The sequence below is a fragment of the Aquabacterium sp. genome (genome assembly GCF_004297345.1).
Taxonomy (GTDB): domain Bacteria; phylum Pseudomonadota; class Gammaproteobacteria; order Burkholderiales; family Burkholderiaceae_C; genus Aquabacterium.
Map to the genome: position 1 here is coordinate 1 of NZ_SCTN01000195.1, position 14,411 is coordinate 14,411.

General features: G+C 61.5%; 16 protein-coding genes. 8 read left to right on the forward strand and 8 right to left on the reverse strand.

Annotated elements, in window-relative coordinates; all coding sequences use genetic code 11:
- Together EPO09_RS06780 and EPO09_RS06785 are read left to right on the forward strand one after the other, a co-directional pair.
- On the forward strand, positions 1–683 hold a 683-nt coding region (locus EPO09_RS06780), incomplete at its 5' end, for a substrate binding domain-containing protein (RefSeq protein ID WP_290641470.1).
- 755 nt (positions 684–1,438) lie between these two features.
- Entirely contained in the window at positions 1,439–2,773 is a 1,335-nt protein-coding gene (locus EPO09_RS06785; RefSeq protein ID WP_290641472.1) for a response regulator, read from the forward strand.
- Positions 2,774–2,780: 7 nt separating this feature from the next.
- Here the strand turns inward: EPO09_RS06785 and EPO09_RS06790 are convergent, their stop codons facing one another.
- Both EPO09_RS06790 and EPO09_RS06795 read right to left on the reverse strand, forming a co-directional pair.
- A complete protein-coding gene (locus EPO09_RS06790; protein ID WP_290641474.1) occupies positions 2,781–3,629 on the reverse strand; it encodes an SDR family oxidoreductase in 849 nt (282 codons plus the stop codon).
- Between the two features lie 3 nt (positions 3,630–3,632).
- The gene (locus EPO09_RS06795) at positions 3,633–4,577 is read right to left on the reverse strand and encodes a 3-hydroxyacyl-CoA dehydrogenase NAD-binding domain-containing protein (protein WP_290641476.1); all 945 of its coding nucleotides are present in this window, start codon (positions 4,575–4,577) and stop codon (positions 3,633–3,635) included.
- Positions 4,578–4,735: 158 nt separating this feature from the next.
- Between EPO09_RS06795 and EPO09_RS06800 the strand changes: the two genes are divergently transcribed.
- Genes EPO09_RS06800 through EPO09_RS06820 form a run of 5 tightly spaced genes read left to right on the forward strand, consistent with a single transcriptional unit; the run spans position 4,736 to position 8,608 of the window.
- Positions 4,736–5,173: a YeeE/YedE family protein gene (locus EPO09_RS06800; RefSeq protein WP_290641478.1), complete on the forward strand. Its 438-nt coding sequence runs from the start codon at positions 4,736–4,738 to the stop codon at positions 5,171–5,173.
- A 10-nt stretch (positions 5,174–5,183) separates the two neighbouring features.
- On the forward strand, positions 5,184–5,600 hold the full coding sequence (locus EPO09_RS06805; protein ID WP_290641480.1) for a YeeE/YedE family protein: 417 nt from the start codon (positions 5,184–5,186) through the stop codon (positions 5,598–5,600).
- A 57-nt stretch (positions 5,601–5,657) separates the two neighbouring features.
- Positions 5,658–6,683, forward strand: coding sequence for an amino acid ABC transporter substrate-binding protein (locus tag EPO09_RS06810; RefSeq protein WP_290641482.1), 1,026 nt, complete (start codon positions 5,658–5,660; stop codon positions 6,681–6,683).
- 18 nt (positions 6,684–6,701) lie between these two features.
- A complete protein-coding gene (locus EPO09_RS06815; RefSeq protein WP_290641484.1) occupies positions 6,702–7,562 on the forward strand; it encodes an ABC transporter permease subunit in 861 nt (286 codons plus the stop codon).
- A complete protein-coding gene (locus EPO09_RS06820; RefSeq protein ID WP_290641486.1) occupies positions 7,559–8,608 on the forward strand; it encodes an amino acid ABC transporter permease in 1,050 nt (349 codons plus the stop codon). Before EPO09_RS06815 ends, EPO09_RS06820 begins: the two co-directional genes overlap by 4 nt.
- A gap of 102 nt (positions 8,609–8,710) precedes the next feature.
- Here EPO09_RS06820 and EPO09_RS06825 read toward each other — a convergent pair whose 3' ends face one another.
- The 6 genes from EPO09_RS06825 to mltG form a co-directional block, all read right to left on the reverse strand.
- Positions 8,711–8,941: a hypothetical protein gene (locus tag EPO09_RS06825; protein WP_290641487.1), complete on the reverse strand. Its 231-nt coding sequence runs from the start codon at positions 8,939–8,941 to the stop codon at positions 8,711–8,713.
- A 139-nt stretch (positions 8,942–9,080) separates the two neighbouring features.
- Positions 9,081–9,866: a TatD family hydrolase gene (locus EPO09_RS06830; protein WP_290641489.1), complete on the reverse strand. Its 786-nt coding sequence runs from the start codon at positions 9,864–9,866 to the stop codon at positions 9,081–9,083.
- Between the two features lie 81 nt (positions 9,867–9,947).
- Entirely contained in the window at positions 9,948–10,328 is a 381-nt protein-coding gene (locus EPO09_RS06835; protein WP_290641497.1) for a PilZ domain-containing protein, read from the reverse strand.
- Between the two features lie 176 nt (positions 10,329–10,504).
- The gene (gene holB, locus EPO09_RS06840) at positions 10,505–11,566 is read right to left on the reverse strand and encodes a DNA polymerase III subunit delta' (protein WP_290641491.1); all 1,062 of its coding nucleotides are present in this window, start codon (positions 11,564–11,566) and stop codon (positions 10,505–10,507) included.
- The gene (gene tmk / locus EPO09_RS06845; protein WP_290641499.1) at positions 11,563–12,180 is read right to left on the reverse strand and encodes a dTMP kinase; all 618 of its coding nucleotides are present in this window, start codon (positions 12,178–12,180) and stop codon (positions 11,563–11,565) included. The genes holB and tmk overlap by 4 nt, the downstream gene beginning before the upstream one ends.
- Positions 12,181–12,182: 2 nt before the next feature.
- Positions 12,183–13,286: an endolytic transglycosylase MltG gene (gene mltG / locus EPO09_RS06850; protein ID WP_290641493.1), complete on the reverse strand. Its 1,104-nt coding sequence runs from the start codon at positions 13,284–13,286 to the stop codon at positions 12,183–12,185.
- Here mltG and EPO09_RS06855 point away from each other — a divergent pair.
- On the forward strand, positions 13,285–14,241 hold the full coding sequence (locus tag EPO09_RS06855) for a folate-binding protein (RefSeq protein WP_290641495.1): 957 nt from the start codon (positions 13,285–13,287) through the stop codon (positions 14,239–14,241). The two genes, mltG and EPO09_RS06855, sit on opposite strands and share 2 nt — an antisense overlap.
- The last annotated feature ends 170 nt before the right edge of the window (positions 14,242–14,411 follow it).

The following is a 14,411-nucleotide window of genomic DNA, read 5'->3' on the forward strand; positions in this document are numbered from 1 at the left end:
TCGGCCCCAAGTCCTCGTTTGCTCCGATCCTCATGCCGGTGGTCAGCGAGTTCTGCCGACGCTATCCCGCCATACGGCCCGAGATTCAACTGGATGACGGCAAGAGCAACTGGGTGCTCGACCGGGTGGATGTGGGCTTTCGCATTGGTACGGCTACCGACGAAGGCGTCATCGCGAGGCGCTTGTTCCCCATTCAACTCATCATCTGCGCTGCGCCGGCCTACCTTGAGCAACACGGTGTGCCCAGGACACTGGCCGAGTTGCAGTCACATCGATGCAGTGCCTTTCGACATCCAGCCACGGGGCAGGTACTGCCTTGGCATCTCCACGTGGATGGGCAGTTGGTGCACCGGCATGTATCGCCCACCTTGTCCACCAACGATACCGAGCTGGAGGTTCAAGCCGTCCTGGCCGGGCAAGTCATCGGGCAACTGGCCAATCTGTCTGCTGCGAGCCATGTTCGCGAAGGGCGGCTGGTGCCCCTGCTGATCGAGCACATGACGGACCACATAGGAATGCATGTGTACTACGGCAGCCGTGAGGCTCAACCCAAGCGGGTACGAGCCTTCATTGATCTGGCCATCGAGATGCTGCTGGAACCGCCTCAGTATGTGTTGACGAGCAAGGAACTGCACGCAGCCAGTTCGGCTTGGGCGCGCCGACGACCGAAACCAGCCCGGTGACCGAGGAGGGATCAACCAATTGATCTGAGCCAGAGGCTACGACAGCTTCGGACACATCAACGCACGTTGTGCGTTGATGGGCTGATTGCTGCTTAGGGTTGGTAATGTGAGTTCCTAGTTCACGAGAGCAGCCGCTGACCTGTGCGCCACGTTGGGTCCCGACGGTCCCATACTCGATTTCTGCTGAAGGTCCGGTCCCATAGGTGCAGCAGTCACTCAGCCAGCGAATGGTCCAACGACCGGTGCTTCAGGCAGCTGTCGCTGGTCCGCCAAAACTCAGCGGCAGCACCCAGCCTCAAGCGGACTTCGGGCTGGACCGCAGCAACGGCTGTAGGCAGATCCTTCTAATAGAAATGGCCCCGCCCTACTCGAGCTGATTACAAATCAATGCAGCGTTCATGAACGTCCAGAGGCAAACGCAACACATCGGACTGCCTACCCATCAATCACAACGGGATTCTGAGTTGCGTTGCAAATGAATCGCAACGTTGACGGCATTTTGAAATTGCAACAATTTTCCATTCAAAAGTACTGCCATTAGCTAGATATTTTGAATCACAACAGCAGACCACTACTACCTGTTCACGCAATTTACGGTAGTTGAGAAGGTGTTGCATTTCCCATTGCCATGAGGAGCGCCATGCTACTGGCCAGCGGTCTGCCCTTGTTCCATGCGTGCGGGCACTACCTGAGGAACAGATGTTGCGTTATGCCTTCATGCAGGGTATGGTGAACCTTTCAACTGGAGCGCAGCCATGCCAGACTCCGGCGCCCAGCTTGCCAGCCTTGGTGAAAGTCTCACGGCATTGGTCCGCGCCGTGCAGCCGACAGTTAAAAGGCAAGGCTGCGTTCTTTATTTTGATTACCTCGGTTTGACGAGGTTTGCCGCAAGGGACGTTCAGGCCCTTACGCGTTGCGCGAGCAGCATGGTGGACAGTGGCTTGAGCAATGCCCAGCGTGGGCATGGGGTGCTATTCTTGACCGTGCATGCACGGCCTTTGTCGATAGACAAGGCGCTTGTCACGGTGCGACTGGCCTACACGCTGATGTCGGGTGAGCGGAATCTGGACAGGTTGTCATCCATGTCCACACGATCAGCTTCGTTGGCTCATCACGAATGCCTGAAAATGCCGGGCATGGACAGGCCGGAGTTGCTGAACTCGTTCAGCCCAAGCGCCGAGCCAGCATGCGTCCAGTACCTGTCGCCCAAAGAAGGCGCTGTCATTGAGTTGCGGCTATCGCTTCCGCATGGGAGCGCGGACACGGAGCCCTCCTTTCTGGCCGAGCTCGCAACCACTTCTGCATGGCTGATAGGCGCATCGTCTGAAAACGGCATCCTGCTGGCGGAGCGACTTCAACGAGATGGCTGGTTGGTGCGTCAGTTTGCCGATATCGACGAAGCATTGGGCTTCTGGCGATCCAGCGATAGCCGACTTGAGCCAGCGCTGGTTGTCGCCATCGATCAAAGCACAACCGGCCTGGATACCTTGTCCGTGGCACGCCGCGCATGGTCATCGCAATGCAGGGTCGTTTATGGCGTCCACGCAGAACCCGGCATTCAGCGTGCATGCCCTGGGGTAGAGCTTCGAAAGCTTCCTTTTAGTCCTGCTGATTTACGAGAGCTCAAGGACATCGCATCAGCACTGGAGGCAGTTCGTAAAGCACAGTCAGGCCCCAAAAATCGGGGAGAGTCACTTCTGCGCCCAATTGCACTCGTGGTGGACGATAGCCCGGTCAACAGGATCCTGGCAGCGGAAATGCTGCAGATTTTGGGTTATGACTGCGACACGGCCAACAATGGCGAAGAAGCTGTCGAATACGTGGAGCGATATCGTCCTGATGTCATCCTGATGGATCTGGAGATGCCGGTCATGGATGGCATGGAGGCGACCGAAAGGATCCGCCGCTATGAGATGCATGGGGCTGGCAGGCATGTCCCCATCCCCATCATCGCGAGCACGGCCAGAGACGAGCAGGATGTGTCGAGCTCCTGGCGGGCCATCGGCATGAGCGCGTTTGTTCCGAAGCCGCTGATGATGGACAGATTGGCCACTGCCTTGTCCGCCAATCTGGCCACGGGCAAATGGTGACGTCAGTTCACCCCTTGCCGCGCGCCAGCCTGTCCAACTGAAACCGCTTGCTCAGCACGCGGTCCAGCGTGCGGACTGGCAGCCACTGCTTGAGGAAAGGCAGCAAGCTGCTTTTCTCGCCAATCCGGATCACTGGCGGGCATGTTGGTCGTTTCAATTGATCCACCAGCAGCCCAGCAAATACCTCGGCTGGCATGGCCTTGCTTTGGCTTTCATTGGCACGTGCCATGACGCCTTCGCGTATCGCCTGGTACGGCGAGTCAGGTGCCAGGTTGACCTGGTTGGCGGCGCTGTCGCCAAACGATGACTGGATGCCGCCTGGCTGCACGGTGAACACGCGGATGCCCAGTGGCGCCAGTTCCATGCGCAAGGCATCCGTCATCGAATTGAACGCCGCCTTGCTGGCGCAATACGGGCCGGCAAACGGTGTAGTCATCACACCTGACACGCTGCTGATGTTCACGACCATGCCGCTGCCACGCGCGATCATGGCAGGTACCACGGCGCGGGTCAGCGCCATGGGTGCAAACAGGTTGACGTCGAACTGCCTTTGCCATTCGCTGTCGGGCACATCGATCAACGGGCCCATGGCGCCGTAACCGGCGTTGTTGACCAGCACGCCCGCGTGAAGCCCCTTTGCTCGCAGTTGTTCGATGACGCTGGCAATGGCCTCCTTGCTGGTGACATCCAGAGCCATTGTCATGATGCCTTCGGCCTGCAGATCACGCATCGTGTCGGGCCGCCGCGCAGTGGCACACACCTGCAGCCCGCGTTGGTGGAACGCTCTGGCCAGGGCCTTGCCAATGCCAGAGCCACATCCCGTGATCAGCACGACTTCGTTGGAGGAAAGCTTCATGGTTCAGTTCTCGCTGGAAGAAGCCTTTTTCAAGGCGCGAAGGATGGCGATTTGTTGTTGGTCGCGCTGGGTGCCCAATTGGTCGATGGTCTGGCTGCCGTAAGCCTGCTCGACGTCTTTTGCCAGGGCCTTTTGCGTGGCTGCCGACAGGAAGACCGGCCTCAATCGGGTATGCAGCCACAGCAGTTGCAGCCCGTTCGCAAATTGCTGGAAGAAAGCCCGAACGCCACCTTGCCCGCCGCCCAGATGTGCGGACAGAAACGGGCCGCCTGTGGCCCAGCGCAAGCCTAGGGACTGCGTCACCGCCACATCAAGGTCTTCAGCCGACACCACGCCCTGCTTGACCAGCGCCACGGACTCGCGAATCACCGCGGCCTGGATGCGGTTGGCGACGAAGCCGGGAATTTCCTTGCGCAACACGACGACGCGCTTGCCCAGTGATTCATAGAAGGCTTTGGCACGCCGAGTTGATGCGCTCGACGTCTTGCTGCCAGGTACCACTTCAACCAACGGGATGAGATGTGGCGGATTGAATGGGTGCCCCACAAGCATACGTTGCGGGCTTTGCATGGCCTTGGACTGCATGGAGGCGGTCATGCCGGAACTGGATGACAGCAACAGCGTTTCAGCGCTGCAGTGCTTCTCGACATCGGCCCACAGGCGCTGCTTGAAAGCCAGCCGCTCCGGGCCGCATTCCTGTACGACGTCCGCGCCCTTCACCGCTTTGGCCAGGTCAGATTCGAACGACAGTCCGCGTGAATTCGGATCCAGCGTCAGGCCCAGTTCGGTCATGAAAGGCTGGATGCGCCGCAGTTCCGTGCGAACACGCGCTTCGGCGTCCAGGGCCAGGTCGTGCAGGCAGACGGTGTGCCCGTGCGCCAGAAAAAGCGCTGTCCAGGACGCGCCAATCAGCCCGCCGCCAATCACGGTGATGTTCATTGGGGTCATGCTTGAAGGTGTTGAATCGATCTGCGTGCTCGTCAGGTTAACGAGGTCCGGCAGTCTACAACTGACGATATATGTCGTCAAATTGGGCGCAGCAGATACATCCCCAGGTATCCATTCCCTTGGTAAGCTCCCGCCCTCGACAGTTCTGGAGTACCTCGATGAGCGATTTCACCCCCGTCGCCGGCCTGATCGGCGGGGCATTGATCGGCGCCTCTGCCGTGATCTTGCTGGCCTGTACCGGCAGGTTGGCTGGCATCAGCAACATCGCCCATGGTGTGGTGGATGGCATGCTGCGTGGCAAGTGGATGGAATCCGGCTGGCGATTGACCTTTCTGCTGGGCATGATCCTGAGCACCTGGGCGTATTTCAAATGGTCTGGCTCAGTGGTGAATGCGCGCCAGCACTTTCCATCGGGCCTGCTCGTGCTGGGTGGCTTGCTCGTTGGGTGCGGCACTTCCATGGGCAATGGCTGTACCAGCGGCCATGGTGTTTGCGGGCTGGGGCGCATGTCCATGCGCTCTCTGGTCGCCACCCTGTGCTTCATGGGCACAGGCGGGCTCACCGTGTTCGTGATGCGTCACGTGGTACAGGGCTGAGGGGGCGGCCATGTTGAGATGGATGACATGCCTGTTTGCGGGTGCCCTCTTCGGCCTGGGTCTGGCCATTGCGCAGATGACCAACCCCTTGAAGGTTCAGAACTTCCTGGATGTGGCCGGGCGCTGGGATCCCAGCCTGGCCTTTGTGATGGGCTCGGCTGTGATCATCACCTTGGCCGGCTTTCGTCTTGTGCTCAGGCGCAAGGCCCCTTTGCTGGGCGAGCGTTTTCATCTGCCCACGCTGGTACACATCGATCGCCAACTGGTGCTGGGTTCTGCGCTGTTCGGGATCGGCTGGGGGCTGACTGGCTACTGCCCGGGCCCTGCCCTGGCTACTTTGCTGTCTGGCAACGAGGAGGTCTATCTCTTCGTGCCAGCCATGCTGCTTGGTGGGTTTTTGCACAGAACGTTCACACGCCGGGCTTGAGCGCCCTTCCTCACGTATGCTTGGCCTATGTCTTCTCAGCCTGAGATCAGAGGTCACATGCAAGCACGTTCATTTCTGGCGCCCTTGATCGCCCTGGTCTGCGCTGCGCTGGTGCCGCAAGCCCATGCAGGCAAGACCCTGGATGCCGTCAAACAGCGTGGTCAGCTGCAGTGCGGCGTGAGTACCGGCGTGGCGGGCTTCTCTGCGCCAGATGCCAAAGGCAAATGGTTCGGCTTTGACGTGGACTTCTGCCGCGCCGTGGCCGCCGCCGTGCTGGGCGACCCGGACAAGGTGGCCTACACCGCGCTCAACGCCCAGCAACGCTTCACGGCCTTGCAGTCTGGCCAGATCGACATCCTGTCTCGCAACACCTCGTGGACGCTCACCCGCGATGCCTCGCTGGGCCTGAACTTCACGGCCATCACCTACATCGACGGCCAGGGCTTTCTGGTGCCCAAGAAGCTCAAGGTCAGCAGCGCCAAGCAGTTGAAAAACGCGCAGGTCTGCGTGCAGGCCGGCACCACCACCGAGAAAAATCTGGCTGACTTCTCGCGCGCCAACAAACTGGGCATCAAGCCCGTGGTGTTCGACACCTACGAGGCCGGCTTCAAGGCCTTGTTCGCGGGCCGTTGCCAGGCCTACACGGCCGATTCATCGGCACTCGCCAGCATCCGCTCCAAGGAAGCCCCCAACCCCGATGACTACGTGGTGTTGCCCGAACTCATCTCCAAGGAGCCCCTCGGGCCCGCCGTGCGCCGCGGTGACGACGACTGGTTCGCCATCGTGAAGTGGACCATCTTTGCGCTTCAGGAAGCCGAGGAGTTGGGCATCACACAGGCGAACGCCGATCAGATGAAAGCGTCTGCGGACCCGGCCATTCAGCGCCTGATGGGAACGGGTGAAGACACGGGCAAGTTGCTGGGGCTGGACAAAGCCTGGGCCTACAAGGCCGTGAAGGCCGTCGGCAACTACGGCGAGATCTTCGAGCGCCATGTGGGCGGGCAATCTCCACTCAAGCTGCCGCGTGGCGCCAACCGCTTGTGGAACCAGGGCGGGCTGATCTATCCCCCACCCATCCGCTGATCTGCCAGACGCACCGCGATGCTGGACTTCCTGACCCAACCTGCCGGTTTTGACATCGGCGAGACGGGCCTGTTGCTGTATGACGCCGCACAGCCTCTGTGGCGCGCCATGCTGGTCGGGCTGGGCAACACCTTGCGCGTGTCCTTGCCGGCGTTGCTCATGGCTGTGGCGATCGGCCTGACCGTGGCATTGGGGCGCACATCACGCGTTGCTGGCTGGCGCGTCATGGCGGGCATCTATGTGGACATCATCCGCAACACGCCGCTGTTGCTGCAACTGTTGATGTGGTACTTCCTGCTCATCGAGTGGCTCCCCGACTCGACGCAGGCACTGGCGGTGCTACCCGGCATCTGGCTGAGCAAGGGTGGCCTGGCCTTTCCCTGGTTGGCGCCTGCGGATGACGGTGGAGCCTGGGCCTGGAGTTGGCCTCAGCAAGACACTTTCAACATCGTGGGCGGCGCAGCCGTGACACCCGAATACCTGGCGCTGGCGTTGGCGCTGAGCCTGTATACCGGCGCCTTTCTGGCGGAAGTGATTCGCGGCGGCATCGAGGCCGTGCCTGCGAGCCTGATGGAAGCTGCAGAGACCTTGGGCGCCACACGTTGGCAGCAGATCACGCGGGTCCTCTTGCCTCAGGCCTTGCGCACCATCGTGCCCGCGGCCACCAACCAGTTTCTCAACCTGATCAAGAACTCTTCATTGGCCGTGGCCGTGGGCTACCCGGATCTCGTCTCCGTCGGCAACACCGCCCTGAACCAGACTGGCCGGGTGACCGAGTGCGTACTGGTCATGATGTCGGTCTACCTGTTCATGTCTCTGCTGACCGCCGCCTTCATGAACTGGTTCAATGCGCGGCATGCCGTCAAGGGGCCGGTATGAGCGCTACGGTTCGCACTGATGCAATGAGCTGGCCTGCGCGCGTGTTGTCCACGTTGGCGATGCTGCTGGGTGCCTGGCTGGCGTGGCACTTGCTGGACTGGGCGGTGATCCACGCGGTGTTCCGCCCCGATGCGCAGGCCTGCCAGGCCTTGCAGCACCACGGCGCGTGCTGGGGCGTCGTTCCGGAAAAGCTGCGCCCTATCCTGCTCGGGCACTATCCGTTTGAACAACAGTGGCGGCCTGTCGCTGTGATGTGCGGTGAGCTGCTTTTGTGTGTGCTGGCATGGTGGACCGGATGGCGCGCTGTGGCTTCCGTCAAGGGCTTGCTGAGCTTGGTCGGCGCTGTGCTGGTCTCGATCTGCCTGATGCGTGGTGGCTTTGCTGGCTTGCCCCTGGTGCCCTTCGATGCATGGGGTGGCTTGCCCTTGACCTTGTGGTTGTTTTCCGTGAGCTGGCTGGTGTCCGTGCCGCTGGCCATCGGGCTGGCCCTGGCGCGTCGCTCCAAACGCGTCTGGTTGAAGTGGCCCGCTACGGCCGTCATCGAGGTGGTTCGTGGCGTGCCGCTGGTGACCTTGCTCTTCATGGCGGCCTTCATGTTGCCCGTGTTGATCCCGCAAGATCATCCTGTCCCGCTAGTTTGGCGCGCCACGCTGGCGCTGACCTTGTTCTCTGCCGTCTACATGGCCGAGGTGGTGCGCGGCGGTCTGCAGACGGTGACGCAGGATCAAAGCGAAGCCGCCGCCATCCTTGGCTTGACCTGGTGGCAGACGCAATGGAAGGTGGTGTTGCCACAAGCCTTGCGCGCCGTGTTGCCCGCCCTGGTCGGCCACGGCATCGGCTTGCTCAAGGACAGCTCACTGGTGATGGTGATCGGCTTGCACGAATTCACCGGCGGCCTGTCATTGAGCCTGGGTGGCGATTCTTTGTGGCGGCCTTACTACTTTGAAGCCTATCTGGCGGTCGGGCTGGTTTACGCCGCGATGTGCCTGGGCTTGTCTCGCATGGGCCGATCGCTGGAGCGCAGTTGGGCCAAGGGTTCGCATTGAGCTGCCCCGCAGATTTCTTGCCCGGAAACGAAAATGGCCCGTCACAAGGACGGGCCACTACACGCTGCTAAGCGCCGCAAGAAAAGGTATCGAGAAACCGCGTCAGACCTGGTCTTCAGCGCTTTCTTCCAGGTCGATATCGGGCGAGGCATCCACTTCACGGTCGTATGCCTGTTCGTCGCTGGCCACATGAGGGATCAGCGGCTTGTCCAGAGGACGGCAGACGCGGCTTTGCAGGCGGTTGAGGCGCTCCGAGCGCTCCATCGCTTCCAGCACAGCTTGCGGGTCCATCATCAGGGCAAACGGGTTGGCATACAGACTTTGCTTTTGCATAAGGGCCTCCGGGTGTGAGAGATGTCTTCGTGATGTGTTCACTGTAGGCATCTCGGACTGGAGGCGGTAGTCGCCGTACAACCAAACCTCCTGTCAGAAATTGTCTGACAAGGGTTTTCTGCGTGGTGTGGGCTAACCCTCAGTGCACCTTGACGAGCGAGAACAATTGCTCGAAGTTCTCGGAAGTTATGCGCCCAAGCTCATCCACGTCCATGCCCTTGAGCTCGGCCAGTTGCTTCGCAACGAGCGAGACATAGGCAGGCGAGTTGAGCTTGCCGCGGTGCGGTGCAGGCGCCAGATAAGGGCTGTCGGTTTCGATCAGGCAACGGTCAATGGGCACCATGCGGGCCACATCACGCAAATCAGCGGCGTTCTTGAACGTGAGGATGCCGGAGAAGGAGATGTGAAAGCCCATGTCCAGCGCGGCACGGGCCACCATCTCGCTTTCAGTGAAGCAATGGAAGACGCCGCGCACCTTGCCTTGACCTTCTTCCTTGAGGATGGCCAGGGTGTCCGCACTGGCTTCACGTGTGTGGATCACCAATGGCAAACCGGTTTGAATCGCGGCCTGGATGTGGACACGGAAACGATCGCGCTGCCATGCCATATCGGCGACGCTGCGTTCGCCCAGTCGGTAGTAATCGAGGCCGGTTTCGCCAATGCCGACCACGCGGGGCAAGGCAGCGCGGTCCAGCAGATCCTGCAGGGTGGGTTCCTGGATGCCTTCGTTATCGGGGTGCACACCGACCGTGGCCCAGAAGTTGTCGAAGCGCATGGCCAGCGCATGCACTTGCGGGAATTCTTCGAGGGTGGTGCTGATGCACAGCGCGCGGTCAACGCCGCTGGCGTGCATGTCCGCGCGGACCTGATCGATGGTCTCGGCGTATTGCGGGAAGTTGAGGTGGCAGTGCGTGTCAACAAACATGGCGGCAGCGTCGGGCAAACAAAAAAGCGGGTTTGACTGGAGTCAACCCGCTATTGTTGCCGCAAAGCGCTAGCCTGTGTTTTACAGGGTCTGCGTCGGCTTGCTGGAGGAAATATTGGTGCCCAGAATCTGCTCGATCTTCACGCGCAGCAAACGGGTCTTGTCATCACCTGGGAAGCGCACGCCCACGCCTTGTGTACGTCCGCCCGAGGCATTGGCCGGCGTGATCCAGGCAATCTTGCCTGCCACGGGATAGCGTTGGTTGTCCTCGGGGAGTGAGAGCAGGAGGTAGATGTCGTCGCCCAGGGTGTACTCACGTGTCGTGGGCACAAACAAACCGCCTTCGGTGAACGCGGGAATGTAGGCGGCGTAGAGCGCGCCCTTTTCTCGGAACACAAGCTGGATCACGCTGGGGCGCGTGCTTGCGGCAGCGGCGCCTGGCGCACCAAGTGGCGCACCCATCCGGCCTGGCCCGGAAGGCGCGAAGGCGGAAGGAAGGGCTGTAGTCTGGAACTCACTCATCGTGGACGAAGTGTAATCCCAGGCCTTTCCGAAAGACTGTGAATTTGCCCTCACCTTGCGCTGGGTTTACTTCTGGAAACACCCTTCTCCAGAAGTATCTCGGAGCGCCCCCTTAATCAGGCGGTGGGTTTTGCCCTGACGGGCCTTGGCCGCATCACGGCACGGGCCTGAAGCAGGAGCGCTTCAACCTTGAGGTTCTGGTTCCACGGGTGTTCGGCGTGGCGCGCGGTCTTGCGCAACTCCTGCGCCCAGGTGGTCAGCAGATGCAGATCGGTGGCGGCCGGCAAGCTGTTGGCCGGGAAGTAGCGCGGCGCAGCGCCTGCAGCCACGCAGGCCAGGTCTTGGCACACCTTCTGGAGCGTTTCAACCACCAGCGACAAAGGCCATTGCGTCAAAGCCGTCGCGGCGCCATTGAGCAAATCTTTGGGTATCTGTGGCCAATATCGGGCATCCAGGCCCAATTGGTGGCGATCTCGTGCGGTCAAAGGTTGGCCGCCCGCTGCATCGAGCAAGACTTTGGCATCCTCTGGTGACGCCCCATTGAGCTGGGTCTGCAACCATGGCACGGCCACGTCTGGCGTCGGCAAAGGCAAACGCCAGGCCTGGCAACGGCTGCGCACGGTGGGCAGCAGTTCATCCAGCGTGGCACCGCTCAGCACGAACCGAACCTGGCCGGGTGGCTCTTCCAGGGTCTTGAGCAAGGTGTTGGCCGAAATGAGGTTCATGCGCTCGGCGGGGTGCACCAGCACCACCTTGGCTCGCCCGCGCGAGGCTGTGTTCTGCGAGAACTGCACAACGGCTCGAATGGCATCGACCTTGATCTCCTGGCTGAGCTTCTTGGTCTTGCCTGACGATTTCTCGCTGCCGCCATCGCCCTCTTCGGCGCCGGATTGCCAGCCGAGGCTGGCTTGCAAGGCTTCGGGCAGGATCACCATCAAGTCCGGATGGGAGCCCGCATCGATCAGGCGGCAGCTCGCGCATCGGCCACAGGCGGGCGCGTAACCCTGCCCTGCCGGCTTGCTTTCGCACAGCCAGGATCTGGCCAGCGCCAAGGCAAATTCAAATTGCCCGACACCTTCCGGGCCGTGCAGCAGCGCGGCATGGCTGCTCAGTTGGGCCAAGGCGGCTTCAAGCGGCTTTTCCAGCCAGGGCCACAGGGCTGCGCGTGCTTCGCTCACAGCAAGCCTTTCTGGCTCAGGATGGTTTGAATCTGCGCGGCCACATCGGCCTGGGGCTGGTCGGCGTGGATCACGGCGAATCGCGCTGGTTGCGCCTGCTGGCGGGCCAGATAAGCCGCACGGACGCGCTCGAAGAAGGCCTGATCCTGCGCTTCGAAACGATCGGGCTGTCGGGCCGCGCTCAAGCGTGCCGCTGCAATGGCCGGATCCAGGTCAAACAGCAAGGTCAGATCGGGCTGCAAGCCGTCTTGAACCCAGGATTCCAGCGTGCCCAGCACGGTCTGGTCAAAACCCCGGCCACCGCCTTGGTAAGCGAACGTGGCATCGGTGAAGCGATCGCACAGCACCCAGGCGCCACGGGCCAAGGCCGGCTCGATCACGGTCTGGATGTGGTCGCGGCGGGCGGCAAACACCAGCAAGGCTTCGGTCAGCGGGTCCATCGCGTCATGCAGGAACAGGCCGCGCAGCTTTTCGGCCAAAGGCGTGCCACCGGGTTCACGGGTGCGTACCACCTCGTGCCCGGCTTGTTTCCAGGCTTGCTCCAGTGCATCCAGGTGCGTGGTCTTGCCGGCTCCGTCGATGCCCTCGAAGGTGATGAATCGGCCCTTGGTGATGCTCATGGACTCTTTCCGGGGTTGCGCTGTCCGCGCTGGTATTGGTTGACTGCCCGATTATGCTCAGCCAATGTGGTGCTGAAGGCACTGCTGCCATCACCTCTGGCCACGAAATACAGCGCTTTGGTGTCAGCGGGCCTCACGGCGGCCAGCAAGGCAGCCTTGCCAGGCATGGCAATCGGGGTGGGCGGCAGGCCCGTGCGGGTGTAGCTGTTGAAGGGCGTATCCGTCTGCAAATGAATCTTGCGCAGATTGCCGTCGAACTGATCACCCAGCCCGTAGATCACGCTGGGGTCGGTCTGCAAGGGCATGCCGATGCGAAGGCGGTTGTTGAACACGCCGGCGATCATGGGGCGATCCGACTCACGCCCGGTCTCCTTTTCGACGATGGACGCCAGTGTCAAGGCCTCCTGGGGCGTCTTGACCGAGATATTGGCCTGTCGCTGGGCCCAGGCCGCATCCAGCTGCTTTTGCATGGCATGCAGCGCGCGCTTCATCACGGCCAGATCCGTGCCGCCTTTGGCGTAGGAGTAGGTGTCAGGGAAAAAATGCCCTTCGGCAGGTATGCCGGGCTCGCCCAGTTGTGCCATGACCTCGGCGTCTGTCAGGCCAGCTGTCACCTGCTTGAGGCCGTCGGCCTGGGCCAGTTCAGCCCTGAAGCGTTTGAAGGTCCAGCCATCGATCAGCTTGACCACGGACAGGCGCTCGTCGCCGCGCACCATCATGCGCAGCAGATCGCGTGGCGTGGCGCCTTGGCTGAGTTCGTAGCTGCCCGCGCGAATCTGCCTGGATTGGCCGGAAAGCTTGAACCACTCGTAGAGCATCCAGGGCGATGCGTCCACGCCAGCCTCAACCCACTCGCGCGCTATATCGCGTGGCGTGGCGCCCGACTCGACAGACAACTCGATGGATGGGCTCGCCAGGTGAAGCGGCTGATTCAGCCACCAGTAGGTCGCGCCGCCCAGGGACAAAGCCAGCACGACGAGCAGGCCCAGCAAGGTGCTCAGTGCGCCGCCGCGTACGCCGGCCTTTTGCCGTACGGAGAAAGTGGGATACACCCGGTGTGATTTCTGATGCATGACGGGCGTGATGATAATGACGCCCATGAGCTCGATTCAACTTCCAGACCCAACTTCGTGGGGCGGTGCCCTGCTTTTGTCCGATCTGGGCATCATTCAGGCCGAAGGCCCGGATGCGGCCAACTTCCTGCATGGGCAGTTCAGCCAGGACGTGAACGGCCAGACTGCCCAGGAGGCGCGCCTGGCGGCCTATTGCTCCGCCAAGGGGCGCATGCTGGCAAGCCTGCTGAATCTGCGGCCCCAAGCCGAACAAGTACTGATGCTGACGGACAGCCAGGTGCTGCCGGGCCTGCTCAAGCGCCTGTCTATGTTCGTGATGCGATCCAAGCTCAAGCTTTCCGATGCCAGTGCATCACTGGCTGTGGTGGGCATGCTGGGCGCACCGGCGGCTGCGCGCTTGGGCGAAGCGTCGGGTGTGGCGGCCTGGGGCGTTCAACCCTTCCTGGGTGGTTGGCTGATTGGCCTGCCGGCTGTACTGGGCGCCCAGCGTTGGTACTGGGTTGGCGCACAAGCTGATGCGCAGGCCCTGGTGGCGGCCCTGCCGAGCCTGGAGGCCGGCGCCTGGCAGTGGCTGGATGTGATGAGCGGCATCCCCCGCATCGAGGCCAGCACGGTCGATCAGTTCGTGCCTCAGATGATCAATTTCGAGTTGATCGGCGGTGTGAACTTCAAGAAGGGCTGCTATCCGGGCCAGGAGGTGGTCGCGCGCAGCCAGTACCGCGGCACGACCAAGCGTCGCGCCCTGGTGGCGCACGGTGGGGCGCCCTTGAGCCCGGGGCAGGAAGTATTCAACCTGGCCGACCCAGGGCAACCTGCTGGTCTGGTGATCAACAGCGGCTCGGTCAACGGCACGCACAGCGCATTGGTCGAATTGAAGCTGAGTGCCTTGGGCAGCGAGTTGCGCGCGGGCGCTGTGGACGGGCCGGCGCTGACCTTGGGTTCCCTGCCCTACGAATTGCCGCAGGCTGAAGAAGCCGCTTGAGCGTCAATTCCTTAACGCTACAAGGCCGCGTTTCTGCGGCCTTGTTACCTGGCAGCACATTGCGGCGCAGCATCATGGGTTACGCTGCCTTTCAGTGACGAGTTCGACATGACCGAGACGCCCAGATCGCTGTATGTGTACTACCGCGTACCTGTTGAACATCAACAGGC